The organism is Azohydromonas caseinilytica (assembly GCF_012927045.1).
GTDB classification, from domain to species: Bacteria; Pseudomonadota; Gammaproteobacteria; order Burkholderiales; family Burkholderiaceae_C; genus Azohydromonas; species Azohydromonas caseinilytica.
Genome location: NZ_JABBFW010000008.1, coordinates 245,100 through 269,691, shown reverse-complemented (window position 1 = coordinate 269,691; position 24,592 = coordinate 245,100). Strand labels below are relative to the sequence as shown.

The 24,592-nt window shown below is 72.1% G+C and carries 31 protein-coding genes; 25 read left to right on the top strand and 6 right to left on the bottom strand.

Annotated features, from left to right (window positions below):
- The first annotated feature begins 205 nt into the window (after positions 1-205).
- From HHL10_RS14315 to HHL10_RS14300, 4 genes are all read left to right on the top strand, one after another.
- Positions 206-529 carry a (2Fe-2S) ferredoxin domain-containing protein gene (locus HHL10_RS14315; RefSeq protein WP_169161043.1) on the top strand — a complete coding sequence of 108 codons (324 nt, stop codon included), beginning with the start codon at positions 206-208 and terminating at the stop codon, positions 527-529.
- A 101-nt stretch (positions 530-630) separates the two neighbouring features.
- Positions 631-1,206 (top strand): Rrf2 family transcriptional regulator, encoded by a 576-nt coding sequence (locus HHL10_RS14310; RefSeq protein WP_169161042.1) that lies wholly within the window; start codon positions 631-633, stop codon positions 1,204-1,206.
- Positions 1,203-1,724 (top strand): Fe-S protein assembly co-chaperone HscB, encoded by a 522-nt coding sequence (hscB, locus tag HHL10_RS14305; protein WP_169161041.1) that lies wholly within the window; start codon positions 1,203-1,205, stop codon positions 1,722-1,724. The genes HHL10_RS14310 and hscB overlap by 4 nt, the downstream gene beginning before the upstream one ends.
- A 45-nt stretch (positions 1,725-1,769) precedes the next feature.
- Positions 1,770-1,928: a hypothetical protein gene (locus HHL10_RS14300; protein WP_169161040.1), complete on the top strand. Its 159-nt coding sequence runs from the start codon at positions 1,770-1,772 to the stop codon at positions 1,926-1,928.
- 348 nt (positions 1,929-2,276) lie between these two features.
- Here the strand turns inward: HHL10_RS14300 and HHL10_RS14290 are convergent, their stop codons facing one another.
- Complete coding sequence (locus HHL10_RS14290; protein WP_169161039.1) at positions 2,277-2,906, bottom strand: PEP-CTERM sorting domain-containing protein; 630 nt, start codon at positions 2,904-2,906, stop codon at positions 2,277-2,279.
- A 284-nt stretch (positions 2,907-3,190) separates the two neighbouring features.
- On the bottom strand, positions 3,191-3,382 hold the full coding sequence (locus HHL10_RS14285) for a hypothetical protein (RefSeq protein WP_169161038.1): 192 nt from the start codon (positions 3,380-3,382) through the stop codon (positions 3,191-3,193).
- A 450-nt stretch (positions 3,383-3,832) separates the two neighbouring features.
- Between HHL10_RS14285 and HHL10_RS14280 the strand changes: the two genes are divergently transcribed.
- From HHL10_RS14280 to HHL10_RS14230, 11 genes are all read left to right on the top strand, one after another.
- On the top strand, positions 3,833-4,027 hold the full coding sequence (locus tag HHL10_RS14280; protein ID WP_169161037.1) for a 4Fe-4S binding protein: 195 nt from the start codon (positions 3,833-3,835) through the stop codon (positions 4,025-4,027).
- Positions 4,028-4,041: 14 nt separating this feature from the next.
- Positions 4,042-4,308 (top strand): nitrogen fixation protein NifZ, encoded by a 267-nt coding sequence (locus tag HHL10_RS14275; RefSeq protein WP_169161036.1) that lies wholly within the window; start codon positions 4,042-4,044, stop codon positions 4,306-4,308.
- An 88-nt stretch (positions 4,309-4,396) separates the two neighbouring features.
- On the top strand, positions 4,397-5,575 hold the full coding sequence (locus HHL10_RS14270; RefSeq protein ID WP_169161035.1) for a cysteine desulfurase family protein: 1,179 nt from the start codon (positions 4,397-4,399) through the stop codon (positions 5,573-5,575).
- Positions 5,572-5,784, top strand: a complete 213-nt coding sequence (gene nifT, locus HHL10_RS14265) for a putative nitrogen fixation protein NifT (protein WP_169161034.1) — start codon at positions 5,572-5,574, stop codon at positions 5,782-5,784. The genes HHL10_RS14270 and nifT overlap by 4 nt, the downstream gene beginning before the upstream one ends.
- Before the next feature lie 2 nt (positions 5,785-5,786).
- On the top strand, positions 5,787-6,050 hold the full coding sequence (locus HHL10_RS14260; RefSeq protein ID WP_169161033.1) for a hypothetical protein: 264 nt from the start codon (positions 5,787-5,789) through the stop codon (positions 6,048-6,050).
- The gene (locus HHL10_RS14255) at positions 6,047-7,231 is read left to right on the top strand and encodes a DegT/DnrJ/EryC1/StrS family aminotransferase (protein ID WP_375138953.1); all 1,185 of its coding nucleotides are present in this window, start codon (positions 6,047-6,049) and stop codon (positions 7,229-7,231) included. Before HHL10_RS14260 ends, HHL10_RS14255 begins: the two co-directional genes overlap by 4 nt.
- A gap of 14 nt (positions 7,232-7,245) precedes the next feature.
- Positions 7,246-8,085, top strand: a complete 840-nt coding sequence (locus tag HHL10_RS14250) for an SIR2 family protein (RefSeq protein ID WP_169161032.1) — start codon at positions 7,246-7,248, stop codon at positions 8,083-8,085.
- 18 nt (positions 8,086-8,103) lie between these two features.
- Complete coding sequence (locus HHL10_RS14245; RefSeq protein WP_169161031.1) at positions 8,104-8,460, top strand: ribonuclease HepT family protein; 357 nt, start codon at positions 8,104-8,106, stop codon at positions 8,458-8,460.
- Between the two features lie 52 nt (positions 8,461-8,512).
- On the top strand, positions 8,513-8,872 hold the full coding sequence (gene cyaY / locus HHL10_RS14240) for an iron donor protein CyaY (protein ID WP_169161030.1): 360 nt from the start codon (positions 8,513-8,515) through the stop codon (positions 8,870-8,872).
- 113 nt (positions 8,873-8,985) lie between these two features.
- Complete coding sequence (locus tag HHL10_RS14235) at positions 8,986-9,777, top strand: LamG-like jellyroll fold domain-containing protein (RefSeq protein WP_169161029.1); 792 nt, start codon at positions 8,986-8,988, stop codon at positions 9,775-9,777.
- Positions 9,778-9,847: 70 nt separating this feature from the next.
- Positions 9,848-10,225 (top strand): lysozyme inhibitor LprI family protein, encoded by a 378-nt coding sequence (locus HHL10_RS14230; protein ID WP_169161028.1) that lies wholly within the window; start codon positions 9,848-9,850, stop codon positions 10,223-10,225.
- 56 nt (positions 10,226-10,281) lie between these two features.
- On the opposite strand, the gene HHL10_RS14225 is transcribed toward HHL10_RS14230, so the two are convergent.
- Both HHL10_RS14225 and HHL10_RS14220 read right to left on the bottom strand, forming a co-directional pair.
- Positions 10,282-10,815, bottom strand: coding sequence for a GNAT family N-acetyltransferase (locus tag HHL10_RS14225; protein WP_169161027.1), 534 nt, complete (start codon positions 10,813-10,815; stop codon positions 10,282-10,284).
- 110 nt (positions 10,816-10,925) lie between these two features.
- On the bottom strand, positions 10,926-11,930 hold the full coding sequence (locus HHL10_RS14220) for a hypothetical protein (RefSeq protein WP_169161026.1): 1,005 nt from the start codon (positions 11,928-11,930) through the stop codon (positions 10,926-10,928).
- A gap of 144 nt (positions 11,931-12,074) precedes the next feature.
- On the opposite strand from HHL10_RS14220, the gene HHL10_RS14215 reads away from it, so the two are divergent.
- Together HHL10_RS14215 and HHL10_RS14210 are read left to right on the top strand one after the other, a co-directional pair.
- Positions 12,075-12,329 carry a type II toxin-antitoxin system HicA family toxin gene (locus tag HHL10_RS14215; protein ID WP_169161025.1) on the top strand — a complete coding sequence of 85 codons (255 nt, stop codon included), beginning with the start codon at positions 12,075-12,077 and terminating at the stop codon, positions 12,327-12,329.
- Positions 12,326-12,667 carry a type II toxin-antitoxin system HicB family antitoxin gene (locus tag HHL10_RS14210; protein ID WP_169161024.1) on the top strand — a complete coding sequence of 114 codons (342 nt, stop codon included), beginning with the start codon at positions 12,326-12,328 and terminating at the stop codon, positions 12,665-12,667. Before HHL10_RS14215 ends, HHL10_RS14210 begins: the two co-directional genes overlap by 4 nt.
- Before the next feature lie 8 nt (positions 12,668-12,675).
- On the opposite strand, the gene HHL10_RS14205 is transcribed toward HHL10_RS14210, so the two are convergent.
- Positions 12,676-13,839 carry an MFS transporter gene (locus HHL10_RS14205; protein ID WP_169161023.1) on the bottom strand — a complete coding sequence of 388 codons (1,164 nt, stop codon included), beginning with the start codon at positions 13,837-13,839 and terminating at the stop codon, positions 12,676-12,678.
- Between the two features lie 155 nt (positions 13,840-13,994).
- Here HHL10_RS14205 and HHL10_RS14200 point away from each other — a divergent pair, with 155 nt between their 5' ends.
- The 6 genes from HHL10_RS14200 (at position 13,995) to HHL10_RS14175 (ending at position 20,931) form a co-directional block, all read left to right on the top strand.
- Positions 13,995-15,683 carry a sensor histidine kinase gene (locus HHL10_RS14200; RefSeq protein ID WP_169161022.1) on the top strand — a complete coding sequence of 563 codons (1,689 nt, stop codon included), beginning with the start codon at positions 13,995-13,997 and terminating at the stop codon, positions 15,681-15,683.
- On the top strand, positions 15,680-16,402 hold the full coding sequence (locus HHL10_RS14195; RefSeq protein ID WP_169161021.1) for a winged helix-turn-helix domain-containing protein: 723 nt from the start codon (positions 15,680-15,682) through the stop codon (positions 16,400-16,402). Before HHL10_RS14200 ends, HHL10_RS14195 begins: the two co-directional genes overlap by 4 nt.
- 41 nt (positions 16,403-16,443) lie before the next feature.
- Complete coding sequence (locus HHL10_RS14190; RefSeq protein ID WP_169161020.1) at positions 16,444-18,363, top strand: potassium transporter Kup; 1,920 nt, start codon at positions 16,444-16,446, stop codon at positions 18,361-18,363.
- Between the two features lie 122 nt (positions 18,364-18,485).
- Positions 18,486-18,974 carry a HugZ family pyridoxamine 5'-phosphate oxidase gene (locus HHL10_RS14185; RefSeq protein WP_169161019.1) on the top strand — a complete coding sequence of 163 codons (489 nt, stop codon included), beginning with the start codon at positions 18,486-18,488 and terminating at the stop codon, positions 18,972-18,974.
- Positions 18,971-19,258, top strand: coding sequence for a 2Fe-2S iron-sulfur cluster-binding protein (locus HHL10_RS14180; protein ID WP_310734594.1), 288 nt, complete (start codon positions 18,971-18,973; stop codon positions 19,256-19,258). The genes HHL10_RS14185 and HHL10_RS14180 overlap by 4 nt, the downstream gene beginning before the upstream one ends.
- 56 nt (positions 19,259-19,314) lie before the next feature.
- Complete coding sequence (locus HHL10_RS14175; protein WP_169161018.1) at positions 19,315-20,931, top strand: PAS domain-containing sensor histidine kinase; 1,617 nt, start codon at positions 19,315-19,317, stop codon at positions 20,929-20,931.
- Between the two features lie 140 nt (positions 20,932-21,071).
- Here the strand turns inward: HHL10_RS14175 and HHL10_RS14170 are convergent, their stop codons facing one another.
- Positions 21,072-21,800, bottom strand: a complete 729-nt coding sequence (locus HHL10_RS14170; RefSeq protein ID WP_169161017.1) for a YkgJ family cysteine cluster protein — start codon at positions 21,798-21,800, stop codon at positions 21,072-21,074.
- 178 nt (positions 21,801-21,978) lie between these two features.
- On the opposite strand from HHL10_RS14170, the gene HHL10_RS14165 reads away from it, so the two are divergent.
- A complete protein-coding gene (locus HHL10_RS14165; RefSeq protein ID WP_169161016.1) occupies positions 21,979-23,511 on the top strand; it encodes a DUF2779 domain-containing protein in 1,533 nt (510 codons plus the stop codon).
- A gap of 263 nt (positions 23,512-23,774) precedes the next feature.
- Entirely contained in the window at positions 23,775-24,590 is an 816-nt protein-coding gene (locus HHL10_RS14160; RefSeq protein ID WP_169161015.1) for a tRNA nucleotidyltransferase, read from the top strand.
- Positions 24,591-24,592 lie beyond the last annotated feature (2 nt).

Here is a 24,592-nt window from a genome sequence, read left to right as displayed (position 1 = left end):
TTGATAGTCCATCGCTGGCACGGTCCATGCGACAGGGCCGCAAAGCACCTCGTCGAGCAGCGCATGGACGGCTCCGGCCACCCCGGCCGGCTCATGGGCAGCCGGCGCCATGAGCCTGCGCTGCAACCGCCCGCTTGCGGGCCGCACCGGGCCACGCGGTGCGGCGCGGCACGCATCCTGTTCCAGTTCCGTTGAAGGAGAAACCATGGGCAAGCCACAACGTCACGTTTTCGTCTGCAGCCAGCAGCGTCCGCCGGGGCATCCGCGCGGTTCCTGTGCTGCCAAGGGCGCCTCGCCGCTGCTGCAGGCCTTTTGGGGCGAGCCGCAGAAGCGCCAGGCCTACGACCGTGTCGCGGTCACCTACTCCGGCTGCCTGGGCCCGTGCGACAACGGCCCCAACGTGCTGGTCTATCCCGAGGGGGTGCTCTACAGCGGCGTGACCACGGCCGACGTCGCGGAGATCTTCGACAGCCACCTCGAAGGCGGCCAGCCGGTGGAGCGGCTGCGCGCGGAAGCCGGCGTCTGGTGAGCCGCGGGGCGCCCGGGGCGTCGCGTGCCGCTCCGGTGTGCGGCACGCCTTGGCGTAGATCCTGCTAGCCCGCAGTCAAGCACATTCAGCAGGGGAAAAGAATGGAAGTCGCTACCAGGGGACGCTTCGAACGGGACCGCATGGCGGTGGCCGTCATGGTGGACCTGATGCTGCTGTCGCGGCGCGGGCCGGTGCCGCAGGAGAACATCGGCCGGCGCCTGCGCCTGTCTTCCTATGCCCTTGAGGTGTTGTTCACGCAGTTGCGCCGCCACAAGCTCGTGCGCTTCACCCGCGGGCGCGAGGGCGGCTACGCGCTGGCGCGCCGCGCCGACGAGATCACGGTGGCGCAGGTGGTGCAGTGTGTGAAGGAGCGGCCGGACCGCCGCAGCACCTTCTGCGCCGAGGCCCGTGTCGGCGACAACGCCGGCAAGTGCCTGACGCAGGAGCTGTGGGCCGGGCTGGACGAGGTGATGCAGGGCGTGCTGGGCGCGGTGACGCTGCAGGACCTGGCCGACACGCACCGGCAGGGCCAGGCCACCAACCCCTTGCTGGACATGCCGCACGTCGCAGCGCTCCTGCCCGCGCGTCCCGGCACGCCGCTGCCCCTGGGCGCCTTGTCCCAGGTGCGGCCCGCGGCGCGCAGCGAGAGCGTCGCACTGTCGGAAAGCGCCGCATGAACCTGGCCATGGACGACTTCACGCTGTTCGGCCTGCCGCAGCGCTTCGCGCTCGACCGCGCGGCGGTGGACGAGCGCTGGCGCACACTGCAGGCGCGCATGCATCCGGACCACGTGGCCAACGCCAGCGCTGCCGAGCAGCAGGCGGCCACGCAGTGGGCCGTGCGCATCAACGAGGCGCGCGAGCGGCTCGGGAACCCGGTGCAGCGCGCCTTCCTGCTGTGCGAGCTGCGCGGCGTCCCCATGGACGCGCAGGCCGGCCGCGGCGCCGTGCCGCTGGTATTTCTGGCCCGGCAGATGGCCTGGCGCGAGGCGCTGGACGAGGCACGCGACGTCCAGGCGGTGGAGCGCCTGGACGCCGAAGTCGCGGCCCACGAGCGCGAGACGCTGGAGTCGCTGCACGTGCTGCTGGACGAGCGCGACGACGCTGTCGCCGCGGCGCAGCTGGCCTGGGTGCTGAGCTACGTCGTGCGCCTGCGCGAAGCCATCGCCAGCCGGCTGGAGGCGCTGGAAGCATGAAACCCGATGGCTCGGGAGACGCCCCCATGGCGCACCTGCGCTTTTATGGAAAGCCCGGTTGCGGCGGCAACGCCCGCCAGCGCGCGCTGCTCGAAGCCGCCGGCCACCGCTGAAGCGCACTTCGTCGCCTTCGACACGGCCAAGGTGGAGCGCTTCGTGGGCCTATCGGCCGTGGCCGGCACGCCGGCATCGCTCGAAGGCTGAGCCTCGGCCCGGCACCCGGAAAAGCGGATGCGCTGCGTTTCGTCCTGACACCGCTTCCGCCGCAGCGTCCACGCCCACCGACGGCCCGCCTCCACGGCGGGCTGTCGCGCGTCGGCTTCATTGCGGTTGTCGCCGTTGTCGGAATCCCGACGAAGGCCGGCAATGCGGTGGCCTATGCCCGCGCCGGCGTGGACCTGCTGGTCAACTCGGCACCGTACTGGGCAACGCCTGCAAAGGTGAAGGTGAGGTTTTCGCGTAGCCACACGGTGTTGTGAACCGTGTTCCGCCACCGGCGGCCGTAGCTGGCCGGGCCTTCAGCAGGCCCGCGCACGACACCCGGTGACGCAGTCAGCGGTTGCGGCGGCGACGGCTGATCAGGCCCAGGCAACCCAGACCGGCCAGCACCATGGCCGCGCTGCCGGGCTCGGGGACGGGATTGCGCTGCCCGTTGAAGTAGACCTCGTCCAGGAAGCTCCACGGGCCGTTCGACATCACCGAAACACGCACGAACTGGCTCTGGATATCGAGATCGGACAGCGTAAAGATGGGGTGGGACGCCTTGCTCGCCTCGTCACGGTTGTTGCCGTCGGTAGGCGGATTGTCCAGCGTGCCCTTCAGCACCCACTCGCTGCCTTCAAGCGCATACACGGCAAATGAGGGCAGCACTACATCGTCGAGACGGTTCTGTGCCGAGCCAATCGAAACGGACGATACGGGCGTGACCGCACCCAGATTGAAGTCGATGTTGACGACCCCGAGGTTGTACCAGCCGACCCAGGGGCGTGCCTGGTCCACCAACACACCGGCGTAGCCGGTCCGACCATCGGTGAGCTTGGTCATGTACGGGTCCTTGTAGCAACCGGGGACAGTGCATCCGGACGCGTCATTGGGCGCCTGCTCGTAGGTGTACGTGATGCGCGCCTGGGCAGCGGTCACGCCGCAAACCGTCAACAGCAGTGCCGACAAGAGCTTTTTCATGTTCATTCCCTGAGTGTCGAAGTTGATGAGGAACCTGAGGCCGCCGGTGGCCGCGGCGCACGTGCAGCGTGTGCATGGGCCGTCTGGCCTGTCGGTCGGCGCTGCACGGCCTCATGGCTTGGCGCTTGAAAGTCGATGTCGCCATCACGAAAATCCGTTGCAGATGCAACCATTATGTAAGCAAATGCCACTACTTGATACATATTTTTGTTGATTTATGTCAATGTCATGAGCGTTTGATCGACTGATGTCCAAGGGCAGGCGCCTTGGCGGCATGTGGGCGCTCACAACCCGAGGCTGCGGTCCTCCACCACCACGGGCGCCAGGTTCACGACCCGCGGCGCGCAGGACTCCATCCGCTCGATGCGGTCCACCTGCAGCAGCCACTGGCCCGAGCGCAGCCCCCAAGCCATGCGCCGCTCATGACCCAGCAGCACGGCCACGGGGCACTCGGCAATGTCAAAGCGCTCGTCCACCGCCGTGTGGTCATGCCGAGCCCAGCAGCGCCGGCCTCGGCATCGAGCCCGACCAGCTTGGTGGCCAGCGCCTCCTACTCCTCGTGGCAGCAAAAGCTCCACGGCGCCACCACTTGGCCCTCATAACCGGCCGGCAAGGCGCGGAACCAGTCGTCGGGATCGCGGCGCGGTTCACACATCCAGGCACGTCCTGTCACGCAATGCAGTCCGCTACACAGCGCGACGCCGGCATGCACGGCATGGATTGGGGAGCCCGCCGTGGTGGGCGGCCCATACGACCTCAACGGCTGCCAAAGCGCCCCGTCGCAGAGCCGACGCGGCTTGTCGCTTTTGTGGCCTACCGGACAAGCCAACGTCCCGCCAGCGCCCTAAAAGCCGTGAAAAGGCCGCGAATCGCCCTGGCACGGCTCTCGCAATACGGGGCTCACGGACCGTTCCTGGAGACCCACCATGGCTTACAAGATCATCGCTTCCCAGTGCTCCGGCTGCTCCGCCTGCGAGGCCGAGTGCCCCAACAACGCCATCCGCGAGAAGGGCGGCACCTTCATCATCGACCCGGCCAAGTGCACCGAGTGCGAGGGCCATTTCGACGCGCCGCAGTGCGTGACGGTGTGCCCGGTGGACGGCTGCATCAAGAAGGTCTGAGCCCGAGTCCCGCCATGATCGACCTGCGTGAACCCAAGTACCCCTGGGGCCTGCCGGTGAAGGCGGTGGTGGACCTCTACAACGACGGCAGCGTGCCCGACGTGCCCGAGGACATCCTCCTGGTCGCCAAGGGCGGCCCGGGCGAGATCGTGCAGGTGGGCCACCACGGCGAGGCCAACCTGCCGATCTACATGGTTGACTTCGGCGTGTGCGTGCTGGGCTGCCTCGAAGAGGAGATCACGCCCCTGCAGGCCCTCGCAGCGCCCGCTGCCGCCGCATGAACGCCCGATCCGTCCCTTGCACGGCCGCCGGACCCTGCCGGCGTGCCGCAGGGCGGGGCCCGACGCACCGTTGACGCCGCCACCGCCCATGAACACCGCCACCGTCTACCTGGACCACAACGCCACCACGCGCCCGGTGCCCGAAGCGGTGGCGGCGATGGTGCAGGCGCTGCAGCAGTGCTGGGCCAACCCTTCGTCCACCCACGAGCCCGGGCAGGACGCGCGGCGGCTGCTGGCCCAGGCCCGCGGGCGCGTCGCCGCCTTCCTGGGCTGCCAGGCCGCCGAGGTGGTGTTCACCAGCGGCGCCACCGAGGCCAACCACATGGCGCTGCTGGGTGCGCTCAAGGCCGGCACGCGGCGGCGGTTGGTGCTCTCCGCCGTGGAGCACCCCGGGCTGCTGGCGCTGGGCCTGCGCCTGGGCGCCGAGGGCGTGCCGGTCGACTTCATTCCCGTGGACGCGCAGGGCCGGCTCGACCTGGCCGCGGCACGCTCGCTCATCCGCGACGACGTGGCGCTGGTCAGCGTCATGGGCGCCAACAACGAGACCGGCGTGCTCATGCCCGTGGCCGAGTTGGCCGCGCTGGCGCATGCCGCCGGGGCCTGGATGCACGTGGACGCCACGCAGCTCGCGGGCAAGGCGCCGCTGTCCTTCGCCGCCTCCGGCGCCGACCTGATGTCGGTGTCGGCCCACAAGCTCGGCGGCCCCAAGGGTGTGGGCGCGCTGCTGGTGCGCAAGGGGCTGCCGCTGCCGCCGCTGCTTGCCGGCCGCCAGGAGCGCCACCGCCGCGGCGGCACCGAGAACCTGCCCGGCATCGCCGGCTTTGCCGCCGCCTGCAAGCGCGCCGCCGCGACGCTGGCGGCCGACATCGCCCGCATGGAAGCACTGCGCCGGCGCCTGGAAGAGGCGCTGCTGGCGGCGCTGCCGGGCGTGCACGTCTATGGCCGCGCGGCCGAGCGGCTGTGCAACACGCTGTGCCTGCGCTTCGGCACGCTCGATGCCGAGCAGGTGCTGTCGCAACTAGAGCGTGCCGGCATCGTCGCCTCTTCGGGCGCGGCCTGCAGCGCCGGCGGCACGCAGCCCTCGCACGTGCTGCGGGCCATGGGAGAGAGCCCGCTGCACGCCAAGGCCGGCGTGCGCCTGTCGCTGGGCCCCGACACCACCCCCGAACACATAGCCGCCGCCATCGCCGCGGCCACCGGGCGGCTGCGGCCGCTGCTGGCCCAGGCCGCGGCGGCGCCGCAACCCGTTTTCCAGGAGACCCCATGAAAGTGATGATCCGCAAGACCTCCACCGGCGCCCTGTCGGCCTACGTGCCCAAGAAGGACCTGGAGGAGCCGATCGTGTCCCAGGAGAAGGCCGATCTGTGGGGTGGCACCGTCACGCTGGGCAACGGCTGGGTGCTGTCGCTGCCGGAAATGGCGCCGGGCACCGGGCTGCCGATCACGGTCGAGGCCAAGCGCCTGTCCGGAGATTGAGCATGGACGCCGCGCTGCTTCAGGAAGCGCTGGGCCTGGCCGATGCCGCCGACAGCGCGCGCCAGGCCGCGGCCGTGCTGCGCGAGCGCTTCGCGCCGCTGCGCGTGATCGTGGTGGACGCGATGGACATGCGCCACGAGAAGCCCGCCGCCATCGGCGCGCGCCGCGCGCTCTACCTGGGCGCCAGCGACGGTCACTGCTGGAACGTCACCGACGACCCGGCGCAGGCCGCCGGTTTCTTCGTCGTGGACAAGGTGGCGCCATGAACGCGGTGATGCAGGCGCCGGAAGAGGAGCTGCCCGAGGGCGAGCTGCTGCTGTCCGATCCCGACATGAGCGAGGTCGAAATCGAGCTGGTGCAGGCCGCGCTGCGCGAGCCGCGGCTGTCGGCCGGGCGCATGGTGCAGCACTTCGAGGCGGCGTTCGCGCGCTGGATCGGGCGCAAGCATGCGGTGGCCGTGTCCAGCGGCACCATCGGCACCTGGCTGGCGCTGCGCGCCCTGGGCATCGGCGCGGGCGACGAGGTGATCGCCTCGCCCTACGGCTGGCACCAGGTGGCACACGCGGTGCAGCTCACCGGCGCGCGCGTGGTGTTTTCCGACATCAACTACTGGTCCGGCTGCCTGGACCCGGTGCGCGCGGCCGACAAGGTCGCGCCCGCGACCAGGGCCATCCTGGCCGGCAACGCCAACGGCCACCCGGCCGCCTGGGATGAGCTGCGCCAGCTCGCCGGCGCCCGGGGCCTGCGGCTGGTCGAGGACTCCACCGAGGCGCTGGGCTCGCGCCTGGGCGGGCGGCTGGTGGGCAGCTTCGGCGACCTGTCGGTGTTCGATTTCTCGCAGCCCTCGGCGCTGTGCTGCGGCGAGGGCGGCATGGTCGTCACCGACGACGACGCGCTGGCCTCGGAGCTGCGCTACCTGCGCTCGCGCTCGCCGTCGGACCGGCGCTCGGTGTCGGTGGGCGCGCGCGTGCCGCTGCAAGCCGCGATGAGCGAGATCACCGCGGCGCTGGGTGCGGGGCAGCTCGCGCGCATCGACACCCTCCTGTCGCGGCGCAAGGCCGTCGAGGCCAGCTACCTGGCCGAGATGCAGTCCTTCGAGGGCGTCAAGCCGCCCTACGTCGCGCCGGGCGTGGACGAGGTCCACTGGATGCTCTACGTGGTGCACCTGGGCAAGCGTTTCACCGCCGGCGCCTGCGCCGACATCATCGAAGACCTGGAGACCGAGCTGATCGAGGCGGTGATGTACTGCGTGCCGCTGCACCAGCAGTTCTTCTACGCGCAGCAGGGCTGGAAGCGCGGCGACCTGCCGCTAACCGAGCGCATCGCCGACCGCGCGCTGGCGCTGCCGTTGCACGCGCACCTGGAGCCCGGCCACATCAGGTTCATCGTCAAGACGCTCAAGGACTCGTCGGTCAACGTCGGGGCGGGGGCGGCGATCTATTTGTGACGCAGGAGAACCCCATGACCCACGCCACCCTCCATGAGCTCCCCGCCGCCGTCGCCGACGGCCTGGCCGCCGGCACGCTGGCGCCCTACCTGGGCCCGGGCCTGCTGGCACTGTGCGAGGGCGCCACGCCCCCGGCCGATGCGCTGGCGCTGGCCGGCATGCTCAGCGCCAAGGTGTCGGTGCCGGGCAAGATCCGCAGCCGCCTCACCGCCGTGGCGCAGTTCATCGAGAACTTCAAGCACCGCAAGACGCTGGTGAGGGTGATGGACGAGGCCTACGCCGCGGCGCCAGCCCCTTCGGCGCTGCACCGCTGGCTCGCCGCGCTGCCCGCGCCGCTGATCGTCGAGGCCTGGTACGACGACACGCTGCGCCAGGCGCTGGCCGCACGCAGCGACTGGGCCGAGGTGCAGGGCCTGGCGCAGAGCGAGCATTTCGGCACCTGGACCGGCTGGTACGACGCCCGGGGCCAAGTCAGCCCCGATCCCATCGCCGCGGCCACGCTCTACTACAAGCCCTGGGGCGGCCACGCGCCGGCCTCGAACTACCTGGTGTCGGACAGCGACTTCGTGGAGGTGCTGACCGAGATCGACATCCAGACGCCCATTCCCGCCGAGGTGCAGCAGCGCCGCGCCACGCTGGGCTTCGTGTTCCTGGGTTGCCGCTTCAACGACCAGCTGCCGCGCGCCTTCGCACGCCAGATCATGAAGCGCTCGCAGGGCCCGCACTACGCGGTGCTGCCGGACGAGCCCACGCGCATGGAAGCGCGCTTCCTGTCCGAGCAGGGCATCACCCGCATCGCGTTGCCGCTGGCGGCGGCGGCCGCGGCACTCACCGGCAGCGCCGCCACGGCCTGAACACCCCCCTGACCCGCCATGTACCACCGCTCGCTCTACGACATCGTGATGGACACCGGCCGCTCCATCGGCGAGCTCACCCGCGAGATGCAGGGCGAGGACGAGCTGTTTGCCAGCACGCTGACGCTGCGCGCGGTGGAGGCGCAGCTGCTGATCATGGCCCACACCCTGGGCAACATGACGCCGGCGCTGCACAGCCGGCTGCTGCAGGTTGACTGGAACGGCTGGGCCGCGCTGCACGACAAGCTGTGCCGCGGCGTGCAGCCCCGGCGCGAGGAGATCTGGTACGCCGTCAACGCGCTGGTGCCGCAGACCATGGCGCTGCTCGAAGAGCTGCGCCGCAGGCAGCCGGTGTGGTTCGAGGTCGGCTACTGAACCCTGTGCTCCCGCCTCCGTACTTCCTCACCGCGATTACCGAGAACGATCCATGAGCACTGCGGCCACAACCACCCCGCTGTCCGATCTCGAATACCGCCGGATCACCAGCGCCATCCTCTCCAACGTCGAGGCCGCGGTGGACGCGTGGCTGGAGGCGGACCTGATCGACATCGACACCCGCCGCAGCGGCGGGCTGCTGGAGCTGGTGTTCCCGAACAGCAGCCACATCGTGCTCAACACCCAGCCGCCGCTGCAGGAGCTGTGGATGGCAGCGCGCAGCGGCGGCTTTCACTACCGCCACGCCGAAGGGCGCTGGCTGGACCGCGAGGGCCGGGAGTTCTTCGAGGCCCTGTCGGCCTGTGCCAGCGAGCAGGCGGGCCAGGGGCTGAAATTCGCGCCGGCACATTGAGCCGCCGCCGCCCCAGCCGCCCGGCACCCGCTGGCAACAGCGCATTACGAGCAAGCCCCCTCCCGCGCGACGCCGGCCCATGCTTTGGCCCCTGAATCTCGGGAGCCAAAACCATGAAAAAACTCTTGACTCTGGCCGCGACGGCCTCCACCACCGCGGCACTGCTGGGCGCGCCGACGGCGGCGCAGGCCGGGCTGATCGGCCTCTACCAGTTCAACGACGCGGCCCAGCTCGGGCTGGACACGAGCGGCGCCGGGCGCGACGGCACGGTGTCGTCCTCGGGGGCGGACTACAGCGCCGCGGGCTACCAGGGCGGGGCAGCGAGCTTCAGCGGCGGCTCCGTGTCCGTGAACCTGGACGTGAACGCCTCGGTGCTGCCGAAGATGAGCTGGGGCGCCTGGGTCAAGCCGACCAGCACCCGGGGCTACCAGACCATCCTGTCCGCCGACAACGGCGGCTACGACCGCGAGATCACGATCGACGCCCGGGGCAGCGGCTTCAATTCCTGGTCCGCCTTCACCGGCACGGGCGTGCTGAGCTCGTACGTCACGCCCTCGACCACCGACTGGACCTTCGTGGCGGCGGTGTACGACCAGGTGGCGCGCTTGGTGACGCTGTACGTCGACGGCGTGATGACCATGACATCGACCAACTTCAGCCCCTCGTTCAACTTCTTCCAGATCGGCCACAACCCCGGCCACGGCGAAGCCTTCACCGGGCTGATCGACAACGTGTTCGTCTACGACCAGGCGCTGACGTCCACCGAGATTGCCGCCATCCGCGCCAACGGTTTCCCGGCCCCGGTGCCCGAGCCGGCGTCGCTGGCGCTGGTGGGGCTGGGCGGGGTACTGGCGCTGGGGGTGTCGAGGCGGCAGAGGAGGCCACAGGCTGCCAGCCTCAAGTAAGGCAAGGCCGGGGCGGGCTTCGCGCACATGGCGAAGCCTCCCTGAACCCGTCTCGCATGCCTGCACTGCCATGAAGAAACCGCTTTTCACCTCGTTCCTCGGCGCCCTTTTCAGCGCCGGCTGTCTGGCCGCCTCCAACTGCGACAAGCCCGTCAACGACTTCGACGGCCTGTATTGCCTGAACAAGGTCTACAACGAAGCCGACCGGGAGTTGAACGAGAAATACGGCCAGCTCGCCGGGCAGCTGGATGCCGAGGGCAAGGCGAAATTGAAGCGGGGCCAGATCGCCTGGATGAGAAACCGTAACAGCCAATGCTCGCGTCACGAGGGCCACGAATTCTTCGTGAACCTGGAATGCGCCACGCGCGAGACCATTTCCAGGGCTGAATTCCTGCAAAGCCGCCTGCGTGAATGTTCCAGCACGGGGTGCCAGAGCAGCAGGCTTTGAGGAAATTCACATAGAAGCGCCGGCGCCTGAATGACGTCACTGCCTAAGGCGGTTCGTCATGCGAGTCGGCTATCGGCCTTCAAAGGCAGCCGACCCGCCGGCCACGCATACCGAAAACGCGGCACGAAGGTGCCGCCCGGCGCGTTCCACACATCCTCGCCCACATTGGCGGCGCCATGGAATTCATAAAAGCGCCGGGCCCGCAAGTTCGATTGCAGCACCCACAAATAAAGACCGGCCTTCGGCGCTAGCTCCGCCGCACGGCGGGCCACCTCCAACAGCAGGGCCGTGCCGATGCTTTCCCGCAGCGAGGTTTCTCTCACATGAATATTGTCGAGGAGCGAGCCCCACTCGGGATCGTCATTCAAATACAGGCACGCGAAGCCTTTCAGGCTTTCGTTGCCGGCTACCACGACGCATTGCTCCGCAGCCGGCTGGTCCAGGCGCTGTTGCCAGAGGTGAATTCGGTCTTCGACGATATCGCCCGCCAGATATTCCTCACTGAGCGCGGCCCGGTAAGCGAAGCGCCAGCTGGCGGCATGCAAGGCCGCAATGGCGGCGGCGTCGGTGGAGCGGGCGGTGCGGAGCATGGGACGGGTTGCTGTCATGCAGGGAAATGAGCGCCTCAATCTAGCGATGCCTGCCTGTATTTGCCGGCACGAAATGAGGCTACGGCCCCGTCCATTTCCCGCGAATCGATTCACCAAAACATCCGCTGGCCCGCGTCGTTGGTCGGCAGCAGCGCCCCGGTGTATTTCAGGGAGTCGTGGAAGCGCACTTCGGACATCTGGTATTCCTGCCTGAGGTATTCCTCGCGCCGCTTGGGCTCGGCCGGCTTGGTGATGGCGCCGTCGGCGCCGACCTCGAAGCGCACCTCCGCCGTGCCGGCCACGGCGTTGTCCTTGGCCAGCAGCGCGGTGACCTTGCCGGCCGCGTCCATCTCGTAGCCGTAGACGGCCACGAAGTGGTCCGTCACCGGCTGGCTGTGCGGATTGACCACCGTGCCGTTGGACGGCTCGTTCACGCCAGCGACCACGGCGCGGCCGGAGTCGATGTGGGCCTTGATCTGGTCCAGCGCCAGCCGGCTGGCGGTGGCGTCGGTCTGGATGCGGCGGGCCGTGCTCTCGTAGAGCATCACGCCGCCTCCCTTGACGACGCTTTCGCCGGCATGCGCCGTCTGCTGCGCCCCGGCGCTGGCGAGCTTGAAGCAGGCGGCCGGGTTGCCGCCGGACGCCTCCCAACCCGGCGGCTTGAAGCCGTCGAGCTGGACCGTGGTGCGGCCCTGGGCGGCGAGGCGGCTGTCGTAGTCCTGCTTGAGCTTCGGGTCGGGGCCGCCCGGCAGCGCCTCCAGGCCGTCGGGGCGCGCCAGCGCCGCACCGGCACGGTCCAGCGCCCCCTCGGTCGGGCAACGCTGGAACACGCTCTCGAAGGACTGGCGCAGCAGCTCGCGGTGGTTGTCGGAGCGCAGCACCCGGGCGTCGCCGCCGGGCTGGTCGCACTGGTCGCGCTGGAAGGCTTCCAGCTCGGCCTGGGTCATGGTGCGGGTCTGGCCGTTGACCTCGACCTGGACCAGCCCCAGCAGCCCGGCCAGGCCGTCGGCGCGCGTGACGCGCACGTCCTCGCCGGGCGCATGGTGGGACTGGCCGTTGGCGGGGCAGGCGCCGAGGGAGAGGGCGCTGCTGGAGGTCGAGATCGGGGAGGACATGGCGGGCTCCGGCACGGGGCATTGAGGTTGGCGCATTGAACCCGCCGGCCCGGCCAGCGCCAATCTCGTGGCGTTCCCAGTTGGGAACGATCCCAACGGACCTGATGCCCGCTCCTGATATCACTTCTTGCTAGCATTCCGCGAATGAACGCAAAGCACCGCAAGACCCTTGCTGCCGTCTTTGCGAAACCCACATCTCCTTCCATCGTCTTTGCGGACATCGAGGCGCTGGTCATCGCGCTCGGCGGAACGGTCACGGAGCGGGAGGGCTCGCGCGTGAAGATCGAGCTCAAGGGCGAGCAGTGGCGCTGCCACCGGCCGCATCCGGGCAAGGAGGCCAAGCGCTACCAAGTCGAGGAAGCCCGGGAATTGCTGGAGAGAGCCGGAATCAAGCCATGAACACCATGACCCACAAGGGATACACGGCGCGGATCGACTTCGACGAGCGCGACGACATCTTCGTCGGACGCGTTCTGGGCCTGCGCACGATCATCAGCTTCCACGCTGACAACGTGGCCCGGTTGCGCGCCGAGTTCGAAGCCGCGGTTGACGACTTCCTGCGCGACTGCGAGGAGCAGGGCATCAAGCCGGAGAAGCCGGCCTCAGGACGGCTGCTGCTGCGAGTGCCGCCCGAGGTGCACGGCGCGGCCCTGGTCGCGGCCCAGGCTGCGGGCAAGAGCCTCAACCAGTGGGCCACCGAGGTGCTGCAGAACGCAGCGCAGGCATCCACGGCCTAGCGGCGCCATCAGGCCCGCGAGGTACGGACCCGCGCCACCGGGCGCAGCGCCTTGCCGCCCACCAGCGCCAGCAGCAGCGAGAACACCACCACCGTGGCCAGCCCGGCCGTCAGCGAGCGGTGCTGGGCGATGAAGCCGATCACCGGCGGCCCGCCCATGAAGCCCAGATAGCCCAGCGAGGACACCGTCGCGATGCCCTGCGCCGCCGGCACGCCCGGCAGCCGCGAGGCGGCGGCGAAGAGCACGGGAATGACATTGGCCAGCCCCAGGCCGACCAGCGCGAAGCACAGCAGTGCCAGCGCCGGGTGCCGGCCCAGCAGCGCCGCCGCCATGCCGGCGGCGGCCAGCAGCGCGCTGGCGGTCATGAGCTGGTGCGCCGGCCAGCGCGCCCGGGCCGCGTCGCCCACCAGCCGCGCCAGGCCCATCGCCACCGAGAAGCTGGCATAGGCCAGCGCCGACAGCGCCGGCGCGCTGCCCAGCTCGCGCTGCATGTACAGCACGCTCCAGTCGTACATCGCGCCCTCGGCCACCAGCCCGATCGCCGCCAGGACGCCCAGCACCCACAGCACGCCGCGCGGGCGGCCGTGGCTGCCCGAGGCCGGGGGCTCCTCCGCTGCCGCGGGCAGCACCGGCCGCGTCGCCCAGAGCACGGCCGCCACGGAGGCCGCGCCCACCAGCGCCAGGTGCAGCACCGGCGCCACCTCCAGCTTCAGCAGCGCGCTGCCGAAGGCCGCGCCGGCCATGCCGCCGAAGCTGAAGAGGGCGTGGAAGCGGCTCATCAGCCGGCGCCCGCTGACGCGCTCCAGCGCCGACCCGCCGGCATTCATGGCCACGTCGTAGATGCTGCCGACGGCGCCGAAGACCCACATCGTCGCCAGCAGCAGCGGCCAGACCTGGCTGGCCAGCAGCGCCGTCAGCGACAGCGCCGCCCCCATGCCCGTGAGCAGCGCCACCCGCTGCGGCCCCCAGCGGCCGACCCAGCGCCCGGCGAAGGCCAGGCCGCACAACGCGCCGATGCCGGCGGCGAGCATGGTGAGCGCCAATGCCTGCTCGTTCAGGCCGTAGTGGCCGCGCACGGTGGGCACGTGCACGCCCCAGGTGGCAAAGAGAAAACCGCTGACGAAGAACTGCAGGCGCACGGCCCACACGGGCCGATCGAGGGACAAGGGCATGAACGGGACTGGAGAAGTGAGTGAGGCTGCCGGGACGGGGCGCGAGGCCTCGGGGCGGCAAGTGTCGGGCCTGGCGCGCCGGCGGGCGCTGGCCGCGCCCGGGCCAGCGCGGCTCCTTATGCCTTCCTGACGCCGCGGCTGCTACGTTAAGTGCCATGGAACACGCCGCCCCCACACTGCGCCACGCGGCCCTGCGCTGGATTCCGGCCCTGGCCGTGTGGGCGGGCGCCTGGGCCGCCCTGCTGGCGCTGGACGGCCGGGTGGACCTGGCCAATCTCGCCATGCTGCCGGTGCTGGCCTCGGCGCTGGCCGCGCTGTGGCTGCCCGCGCTGCCGTCCCTGCTGCTGACGCTGTTGGCGGTGGTGGGCTTCAACTGGGCCTTCGTGCCGCCGCGCCACACCTTCACCGTGGACCTGCGCCAGGACGCGCTGCTGCTGGCAGTGATGCTGGTGGTCAGCCTGCTGGTGGCCGTGCTGGTGGCACGCCAGCGCCGCCTCGCTGAGAGCGCCCGCCACCACGCCGCCCAGGCGGAGCTGCTGCGCCGCTTCGGCGAGGCGCTGCGCGATGCCGACGCGCCCGCGCCGCAGGCCGAGCTGCTGCGCCAGGCGCTGGCACAGCAGCTGGGCACGGCCCCGCTGCTGATGGTGCTGCGCGACGCGCTGCCGCCGCAGGACGACCCGGCCGCCGTGCTGCTGCTGGGCGAACCCAGCGCCGACGAGCTCGGCGGCCTGTGGCACTGCCTGCGGCAGGCGCGCGCCTTCGGTCCGGGCACGGGGCGCCACTCGGAGCTGCGGCAGTGGTACCTGCCGCTGCGCGGCCGGCAGGCGGCGTTCGGCGCCGCGGTGGTGCGGCTGGACGCGCTGCCGCAGGCCGACGAGGCGCTGCGGCTGCAGGCGCAGGCGCTGTGCGACCAGGCCGGGCTGTCGCTGCAGCGCGGCCACGCCCAGCGCGCGGCCGAGGCCGCGCGCGAGCAGGCCCAGGCGCAGGGCGTGCGCAACGCGCTGCTGGCCGCCATCTCGCACGACTACCGCACGCCGCTGGCCACCGTCATGGGCGCGGCCTCCTCGCTGCGCGACCAGGGCGAGCGGCTCGGACCCGAGCAGCGCCGGCGCCTGGCGCAGACCATCCTGGACGAGGCCACCCAGCTCAGCCGCCTCACCGACAACACGCTGCAGCTGGCGCGGCTGGATGCCCCGGGCGTGCAGTTGCAGCTGGATTGGGAATCGGCCGAGGAGATCGTGGGCACGGTGCTGCGCCGTGTGCGCGCCCGCGACCCCGCGCGGCGCGTGCGGGCCTGGCTTGCGCCCGGGCTGCCGCTGCTGCGCTGCGACGCGCTGCTGCTGGCGCAGCTGCTGGAGAACCTGGTGGACAACGCCCTGAAGTACAGCGACGCGCCCGCGCCGGTGGAAGTGACGGCGCAGCGGCGGGGCGGCAGCCTGGTGTTCGCGGTGCGCGACCGCGGCCCGGGCATCGCGCCGGCCTGGCGCGAGAAGGTGTTCGAGGTGTTCCAGCGCGGCGAGCCCCGGCCGGCCAGCGCCGGCGGCGGACGCGCCCGGCGCGGTGCCGGCGTGGGCCTAGCCGTGTGCCGCGCCATCGCCCGGGCCCATGGCGGCGAGCTGCGGCTGCGCCCGCGCGCCAGCGGCGGCACCAGCTTCGAATGCGAGTTGCCGCTGGCGCCGCCGCCGCCGGTCGAGGAGCCGGCCACGCCGTTGGCAGCCGGCACGGCCCCGGGTTCCACGACGCCGGAGGATGCCGAGAACCAGGGTGCGGCACCGGGCGGGGTCGCGTCCGACGGGCCGGAGCCGCAGGCCGGTGCGGCCGCGCCGGCGGGAGCGCCGCGATGAGCCTGCGCGTGCTGCTGGTGGAGGACGACCGCGAGCTGCGCACCATGCTGCGCGACGCGCTGGCGGTGGAGGGCTACGAGGTGGTCACCGCCGCCAGCCTGGCCGAGGGCCTGGCGCTGCTGGCCCACCTGGGCCGGCGCCCGCGCCACGCCGACGACGCCGGCACCGACCTGGTGCTGCTGGACCTGAGCCTGCCCGACGGCGAGGGCGAGACGCTGCTGGCGGCGCTGCGCCGGCGCCACGGGCTGCCGCTGATCGTGATCTCCGCGCGCGAGAGCGACGGCCAGAAGATCCGGCTGCTCGATGCCGGTGCCGACGACTACCTGGTCAAGCCCTTCGGCATCGGCGAGCTGCTGGCACGCATGCGCGTGGCGCTGCGCCACCGCGGCACGCGGCTGGCGCCGGCGGTGACGCGCTACGAGCACGGCGCGCTGCGGGTGGACCTGGAGCGGCGCGAGGTGCGCGCCGACGGTACGCCGGTGCACCTCACGCCCACCGAGTTCGCGCTGCTGGCCCGCCTGGTGCGCAGCGCCGGCCGCGTGGTCACGCACCGCCAGCTGCTGGCCGACGTGTGGGGCCCGGAGCACGTGGCCGACACGCACTACCTGCGGCTGTACATGGCGCAGCTGCGCGCCAAGCTCGAACCCGACCCCGCCGAGCCGCAGCTGCTGCTGACGGAGCCGGGCGTGGGCTACCGGCTGGCGGAAGCGCCCGCCTGATCCTTATGCGTTCCTGATGGCCGGCCCGGCACGCTGGGCCCATGTCACAACCTCTTGCCCACCCCCTGCCTTCGGACACGGCCCACGGCACGGGACCGCGGCGCCAGGGCCTGCCCGCGCTGACCCTGGCCGCCATCGGCGTCGTCTTCGGCGACATCGGCACCAGCCCGCTCTACACGCTCAAGGAGGTGTTCCACCCCGCCGGCGGCGTGCCGCTGGACCGGCCGCACCTCATCGGCGCCTGCTCGGCCATCGTCTGGGCGCTGATGCTGATCGTCACCTTCAAGTACGTGATCCTGATCCTGCGCGCCGACAACCGCGGCGAGGGCGGCGCGCTGGCGCTCACGGCGCTGGCGGCGCACGCGGTGCGCGCTTCCCCGGCGCGGCGCCGCGCGCTGCTGCTGCTGGGCCTGTTCGGCGCGACGCTGTTCTACGGCGACGGCGTCATCACGCCCGCCATCTCGGTGCTGGGCGCGATGGAAGGCCTGGAAGTGGCGGCGCCGGGCCTGGAGCCCTGGGTGGTGCCGGCCTCGCTGGCGGTGCTGGGCGCGCTGTTCGCGGTGCAGCGCCTGGGCACCGGCGCCGTGGGCGCGGCCTTCGGGCCTGTCATCGGCCTGTGGTTCGTGACGCTGGCCGCCACGGGGCTGGCGCAGGTCGCGCGCGAGCCCGCGATCCTGGCCGCGCTCAATCCGCTGGAGGCGCTGGCCTTCCTGAGCGAGCGCGGCTGGCAGGTGTTCGCGGCGCTGGGCGCCATCGTGCTGGCCATCACCGGGGCCGAGGCGCTGTACGCCGACATGGGCCACTTCGGGCGCGCGCCGATCCGGCTGGCCTGGACGGTCCTCGTGCTGCCGGCGCTGGCGCTGAACTACCTGGGCCAGGGCGCGCTGCTGATGGCCGAGCCCGCGGCGCTGGAGAACCCCTTCTTCCGCCTGTTCCCGGCGGCCTGGGTGCCGGCGGCCATCGTGCTGGCCACGCTGGCGGCCGTCATCGCCTCGCAGGCCGTGATCTCCGGCGCCTACTCGATGACCAAGCAGGCCATCCAGCTCGGCTTCCTGCCGCGCATGGCGCTGCGCTACACCTCGGCGCGCGAGGCCGGACAGATCTACCTGCCCGCGGTGAACTGGGCGCTGCTGGCCGGCGTGGCGGGCGTGGTGCTGGGCTTCGGCAGCTCCTCGGCCCTGGCCGGCGCCTACGGCATCGCGGTGACGGTGACGATGCTGATCACCACGGTGCTGACCTACTTCGTGGTCCGCCACGGCTGGAGGCTGCCGCGCGGCCTGGCGCTGGGAGCGACGGCCTTCTTCCTCGCGGTGGATGCGCTGCTGGTGGCGGGCTGCTCGCTGAAGTTCCTCGACGGCGGCTGGTTCACCTTCGCCGTGGGCCTGGCGCTGTTCGCGCTCATGAGCACCTGGGAACGCGGACGCGCGCTGCTGCTGCAGACCATCCACAGCGAGGGCCTGGCCCTGCGGGAGTTCGTGGCCGCGCTGCCCGGCAGCGCGACGCCGCGCGCACAGCGCACGGCGGTCTACACGGTGGCCGACCCGGACACGGTGCCGCACGCGCTGCTGCACAACCTCAAGCACAACCAGGTGCTGCACGCGCGCAACCTGATCCTGACCGTGGTGTTCCACGACGTGCCCTGGATCGAGGACCAGCGGCGCGCCGAGGTCGAGCCGCTGGGGCAGGGCTTCTGGCGCGTGGCGCTGCATTTCGGCTTCATGCAGGTGCCCGACGTGCCGCGGGCGCTGGCCGGGTGCGAGGCGCAGGGACTGCGGCTGTCGCCCTTCGAAACGAGCTACTTCCTCAGCCGCGAGACCGTGGTGCCCACGCCCGGCACGGGCATGGCGCGCTGGCGCGAACGGCTGTTCGCCGCCATGAGCCGCAACGCCGGCAGCGTGGCCGAGTTCTTCAGGCTGCCCGACAACGCCGTGGTCGAGCTGGGCACGCGCATCCAGATCTGAACGCCGGGGCCTCGGGCCGCGGCCGCCCCCGGCAGCCCCCGGCAGCCCGCCCCATGCCGGCGGCATGACATGCGCGCCGGCGTCGGGCGGGCGGGCGTGGCGCTCGGCCACAATCCCGCCCCATGGATGACGACATCTCCGCCCTGCTGCGCCGCCTGCTGGCCGAGCGGCCCGTGGCCGCGCTCGCCACGCTGCACCGCGGCGAGCCCGCCGTCTCGATGGTTCCCTTCGTGCTGCCGGCCGGCGACACGCGGCTGCTCATCCACGTCAGCGGCCTGGCCACGCACACGCGCGACATGCTCGACCACGCGCGCGTCGGGCTGCTGGTGACGGCCGAAACCGGCGCCGCCTCGCCTCAGGCCCTGCCGCGCGTGTCGCTGCAGGCCGACGCCGCGCCGCTGGCGCGCGAGGGCGCCGAGTACGCCGCGGCGCGGGCGCAGTACCTGGCGCGCTTCCCGGACGCGGCCCAGACCTTCGAGCTGGGTGACTTCCAGCTCTTCGCGCTGCAGCCGGTGTCGGCACGGCTCATCGCCGGCTTCGGGCGCATCCACAGCCTCGCGGGCGAGGCGCTGCACCGCTGGCTGCGCGCCGACCGGGGAGCGCAAGCGTGAGCCGGACGCTGCGCATCGAGCCGCTGGGCCGCAGCGTCAGCGTCCCCGACGGGTGCAGCCTGCTGGAGGCGGCGCTGGCCGAGGGCCTGAAGCTGCGCAGCCTGTGCCGCAACGGCACCTGCCGCGAGTGCATCGCCCGCGTCAGCGAAGGACGCGTGAGCTACCGCGTCGAATGGCCCGGGCTGTCCCCGGATGAAAAGGCCGAAGGTTTCACATTGCCCTGCGTCGCGCTGGCCGAGAGCGACGTGGTGCTGCTGCAGCCGCACGTGGACGTGCTGCGCTGAGCGGCGGCTGGACCCGCCGCAGCGGAGAGTACCGCGCCTCAACGACAATCCCTCAGGTGAGGGTCCATGAGCTTCAACCACCCAATGCCGCCACGCCGCCCGCCCGGGACGGCGCGGCGCTGCCCGTCGTGATGCCGGACCCGCAGGGCGGCTGGGCCGCGCTGCTGGCCAGCGCGCAGGACGCCATCGTCGTGCACAGCGTGCAGGGGCTGGTCACGGCCTGGAACCCGGCGGCGGAGCGGCTGCTGGGCTGGAGCGCCCACGAGGCCGTGGGCTGCTGCCTGCTGCAGCTGACCGTGCCGGCCGAGCATGCCGAGGAGGCGCGGCGCGTGCAGCAGGCACTGCAGCAGGGGCGCGACGTGGCACCGTTTCGCACGCGGCGGCTCAACCGCCACGGTGGCCTGGTCGAGGTCTCGGTCGCGGCGGCGCCGCTGCGCGATGCGCAGGGGCAGGTCACCGGGGCGATGACGACGCTGCGCGACCGGCGCGGCCCGCGCCCCGGCGACGCCGAGTTCGACGCCGCGGTGGAGCGCCGGGTGCAGGAGCGCACCGCCGCGCTGGGCGCGATCCTCAACAGCGCCGCCAGCGCCATCATCACGACCGACCTGAAGGGCCGCATCACCTCCTTCAACCCCGCCGCCGAGGCCATGTTCCGCATGGCCGAGGCGCAGGCGCTGGGCCGGCTCATCACCGACATCTCCGACCAGGAGCAGGCCCACGCGCCGGCCCCGCACAGCCGGCCGGACGGCGGCGCGGGCACGCCGCGCGACACGGCCGCCGCCGGCGGCGGCCGGCGCGGCGAGCGCATCTACCTGCGCGCCGACGGCACGCGCTTTCCGGGCCTGCTGAGCATCAGCATGCTGCGCGACGAGGTCGGCACCGTGCAGGGCATCCTGTGCATCGTCACCGACCTCACCGAGCGCAAGCAGATGGAGGAGGCGCTGCGCGAGCGCACGGTCCAGGCCGAGGCCGCCAACCGCGCCAAGAGCGCCTTCCTGGCGCACATGAGCCACGAGATCCGCACCCCGCTCAACGCCGTCATCGGGCTGAGCCAGTTGCTGGCGCGCATGGAGCTGCCGGCCAGGGCGCAGGAGTTCGTGCGCCACATCGGCGAGGCCGGCACGCAACTGCTGGGCCTGACCGACGACGTGCTGGACCTCTCGCGCATCGAGGCCGGCGCGCTGCACCTGGAGCACACCCGCTTCGAGCTGCTGCCGCTGCTGGAGTCGGTGTGCGACCTCGTCGCGCCGCAGGCCGGACAGAAGGGCCTGGCCCTGCGCTTCGAGCCCGCGCCGGAGCTGCCGTCCAGCGTGCTGGGCGATCCGGTGCGGCTGCGCCAGGTGCTGCTGAACCTGCTGGGCAACGCAGTGAAGTTCACCGCCGAGGGCAGCGTGACGCTGCGCGCCGCGCAGCTGCGGCGCGAGGGCGGGCACAGCACGCTGGGCCTGGAGGTGGCGGACACGGGCATCGGCATCGCGCCGGAGCACCAGCGGCGCATCTTCGAGCCCTTCACGCAGGCGGAGGGCTACACCACGCGGCGCTTCGGCGGCAGCGGGCTGGGGCTGTCGATCGTGCACCGCCTGGTGCAGCTGATGGGCGGCTCGGTGCGGCTGCACAGCACGCCGGGCCAGGGCAGCACCTTCACCGTGACGGTGTCGCTGGCGCTGCCTTGACGCCGGGACAGGCCAGCGCGTGCACCGGCCCCGGGGAGCGGATCTGGTGGCACATGCATCTTGTGAACGAGCGCCTGCTTGGTTGCCGGCGCATCTGAGGGGCGCAAGATCAGGAATTGATCGGGGCCTGCGGCCCGGCGTCAGTGCGGGCGCAGCCGGTCGAACACCTCGGCCATCTCCCGCGCCGGCACTTCCGCGAGCGCGGACGGGGCGAAGACGTCCTCGCCGCGCAGCCAGCGCGCCTCGCTGTGCTCGTCGTCCATCGCGATCAGCACCGCGCGGTTGAGCTCGTACATGCCCCAGGCCAGCCCGGCATCGCGCAGCGAGGACTGCATGGCGTTCTGCACCATCGAGCGCACCTGGCGATGGCCCTCGCTGTGCGGCACCTGCAGCAGGCGGCCCGAGGCCGCGTCCATGCAGGCGCTCACGTCGTGCGAAGCGTGGCCGCGGCAGGCCAGGGGCCTGACGCCGTAGATCACGCAGGCGCCCTGGGCCACGAAGGGGCAGGGCTGGCGCAGCGCCACGCGTGCCGCCTCGGGCAGGCCCGCGGTACGCGCGTCGGCCGCACGCAGCCCGGCCACCAGGTCGATGCCGCGATCCAGCAGCCGCGGCGTGACGGCCCGCAGGAAGCGCGACACCAGCAGCACCTCCGTCGCGGTGGCGCCCACGCGCAGCGTGCAGCAGGTGGAGCAGCCGCGCGCGCAGGCCAGCGGCGGTTCGTCCCGGCACTGGATCGCGACGTTGCCGGCAAAGCTGTCGAAGGCCTGTGACAGCAGCGCGTCGATGAGCGGCGGTGCGCCGGTGAAATCGGCCAGCGTGGCGTCGAAGGCACGGTGCAGCGCCTGGAAGAATTCTTGGTCGGGGTGCATGGTGGCACCCACCTTAGAGACATGGCTGCGGCTGCAACTTGAGCCATCTCAATCGCGACTGTGCACGCCGCTTGCATCGCATGGGGTAGTTCGCTGCTGTGCTGGACACGGCCTTGTCACGTTTGTAGAAATCGTGTCCGCAGCAGCGTTTGTTGCTCTCTCACAGGAATCCCATCCCATGGCAGCCATGCTGGAACCCATCATTGCCTTGGCCGAGGACGACTTGCGGCGCTGGCGCGCCTGTGTGCGCCGCTTCTGGCTGCAGCGCCATGCCGCCCCCGAGGCCACCTACCCGGAGACCGAGCCCGGCGTGGACCGCATCGTCCGGGGCCCTGCCGCCACGGCGCTGCGCGCCTCGTACCCGGGGCTGGTCACGGTACCCACGCCGCGCACCGACGACGAGTGGCAGCAGGCCATCGACCTCACCGAGCGGCTGCTGGTGGACGTGCGGGCGCAGTCGGAAGAAGGCTGGGGCGTGGCCGGCGCCTGCTTCGCCAGCGACGAGGGCGTGCGCGTGCGCGTGGACCTGGTCACGCGCGGCCTGCAGGGCTTCAAGGTGTTCCGGGTGCGGCATGCCACGGCCGGCAGCGAGGCCGACGTGGACGCCGTGGCGCTGTGGCTGTACGTGATGGCGCGCAACACGCTGCGCGTGCAGAGCGCCGGGCTGCTGCTCATCGACACCAGCTTCGTCTATCCGGGCCTGGGCTGCTACGCCGGCCTGTACCGCGAGATGGACCTGGCGCCCGTGCTGGGCACGCGGCCGGTGGGCGAGTGGATCGTGGCCATGCGCCAGTGCGAACGCGGCGCCATGCCGGCGCTGCCGCTGGGCGCGCCCTGCGGCGGCCCGGGCGCGAGCGGGCGCTGCGAGCACCTGGCGCAGTGCGGCCTGCCGCCTGCGGAGCCGGCGCTGGCCGACGCCCGGACGAGCCTGGACATCGTGGGCCGCGAGCTGGCGGCCGAGCTGCGCGCGGAGGGCTACGCCGACCTGCGCGGCGTGCCGCTGCACCGCCTCACCGCGGCGCGCCACCGCCGCGCCGCGCGCGCCGTGAAGCACGGGCAGCCGGTGCTGGACCCGGGTGCCGCGGCGGCGCTGCGCACGCTGCCCGGACCGCGGCGCTGGCTGCGCTTCGAGACCATCGGCTTCGCCGTGCCGCCCTGGCCGGGCACGCAGCCCTACCAGGGGCTGCCCTTCCAGTGGAGCTGCGACCTGGAGACGGCCGAGGGCAGCCCCAGGCACAGCGGCTTCCTGGCCGGGGCCGACGGCGATCCGCGCCGCGCCTTTGCCGCGTCGCTGGTGGACGCGATGGACGAGGAGGGGCCGATCCTGGCCTACAACGCCGGTTTCGAGCGCAACCGCATCCGCGAGCTGGCGCTGCGCTTCGGCGACCTGGGGCCGGCGCTGCTGGCGCTGCTGCCCCGCGTGGTGGACCTGTTCGCGCTGCTGCGCGACCACTACTACCACCCGGCGATGGCGGGCTCGTGGTCGCTGCGCTCGGTGTTCCAGGCCGTCGCGCCCGAGGTGCGGGCGCACGAGTTCGAGGCGCCGTACCGGGGCCGGCTCGTGCACAGCCCGCTGCAGGCCTATGCCGCGTCCCTGGAGCGCGAGCTGCCGCCCGAGGAGGCAGAACGCCTGCGCGAGGCGCTGCGTGCCCATGGCCGGCGCCATTGCGAGGCGCTGCGGCGCCTCACCGCGGTGCTGGAGGCGGCCTGAAGCCCGGCACGGCCCGCCAAGGCGGCGCTGCACGCCTCACGGCGGCCGGGCGCCGGCGCGGCGGCTTTGATCCCGCACAAGGCCGCTGCGATCAGGCGCCGGCAGTTGCGGAATCTACCGACGCGGCGGGCCGGCCGGCTCCCTAGGCTCGACTTCACGATCGGCCGCGTCCGCACAGGGGCGCACGCGGCCGCCCCAAGGGCGCTGCGGCATGCCATGGCCGGACGCGCCGCACCCATGGCCCCGATGTTGCCTGCCGGATGATGAAACCCACACGCACCGACAACGACCTGCTGCGCTGCCTGGAGGACTGCAGCGAGGAGCAGCCCGACGCCGCGCATGTCACGACGCTGGCGCTGGCCGCCGCCAGCGGCCGGCTCAAGCGCATGACGGCCCAGGCACACTGGGCGCTGCTGGCGGCCGCGCTGATGGCGCCGCGCCCCTCGGGCGCGCTGGAAACGCTGCGCCAGGCGCGCGCGCTGCCGCAGCTGCTGCCCGAGCTGGATGCGCTGTTCGGCGTGCCGCAGCTCTGCGAAGGGCCACGCTGGGTGGACGTGGGCGAGCACCAGTGGCGCTTCATCGACGAGGCGGCGCGGGCCGAGGCGCCGCTGGCGCTGCGTTTCGCCGCGCTGATGCACAAGACCGGCAAGTCGGGCACGCCGCCGGACATCTGGCCGCACCACCACGGGCATGAGCAGCGCGCGCATGCCGCCATCGACGCGCTGGCGCAGCGCGCCGCGGTGCCGGCCGAGGCCCTGGCCATGGCGCACCTGGCGGTGGACGAATGCGACCGCGTCCACCGCATGAGCGACATGCGCGCCGGCGCCATCGCGCAACTGCTGGAGCGGGTGCAGGCGCGCGAGCATCCCGTCCGGCTGGACCAGCTGCTGCTGCTGTGCGGCTGCGACTGGGCCGCCTTCGAAGGCCACCAGCACGAGCAGTACCCCAGGGCGGTGCGGCTGCGCCTGGCGCTGGAGGCCAGCCGCGCGGCCGAGGTCACGGGGCTGGGCGAGGAAGCGGCCCTGCAGGCGCGCGCCGAGGCGATCGCGGCGGCGCTGGGCAGCCGGGCACGCGGCTGACG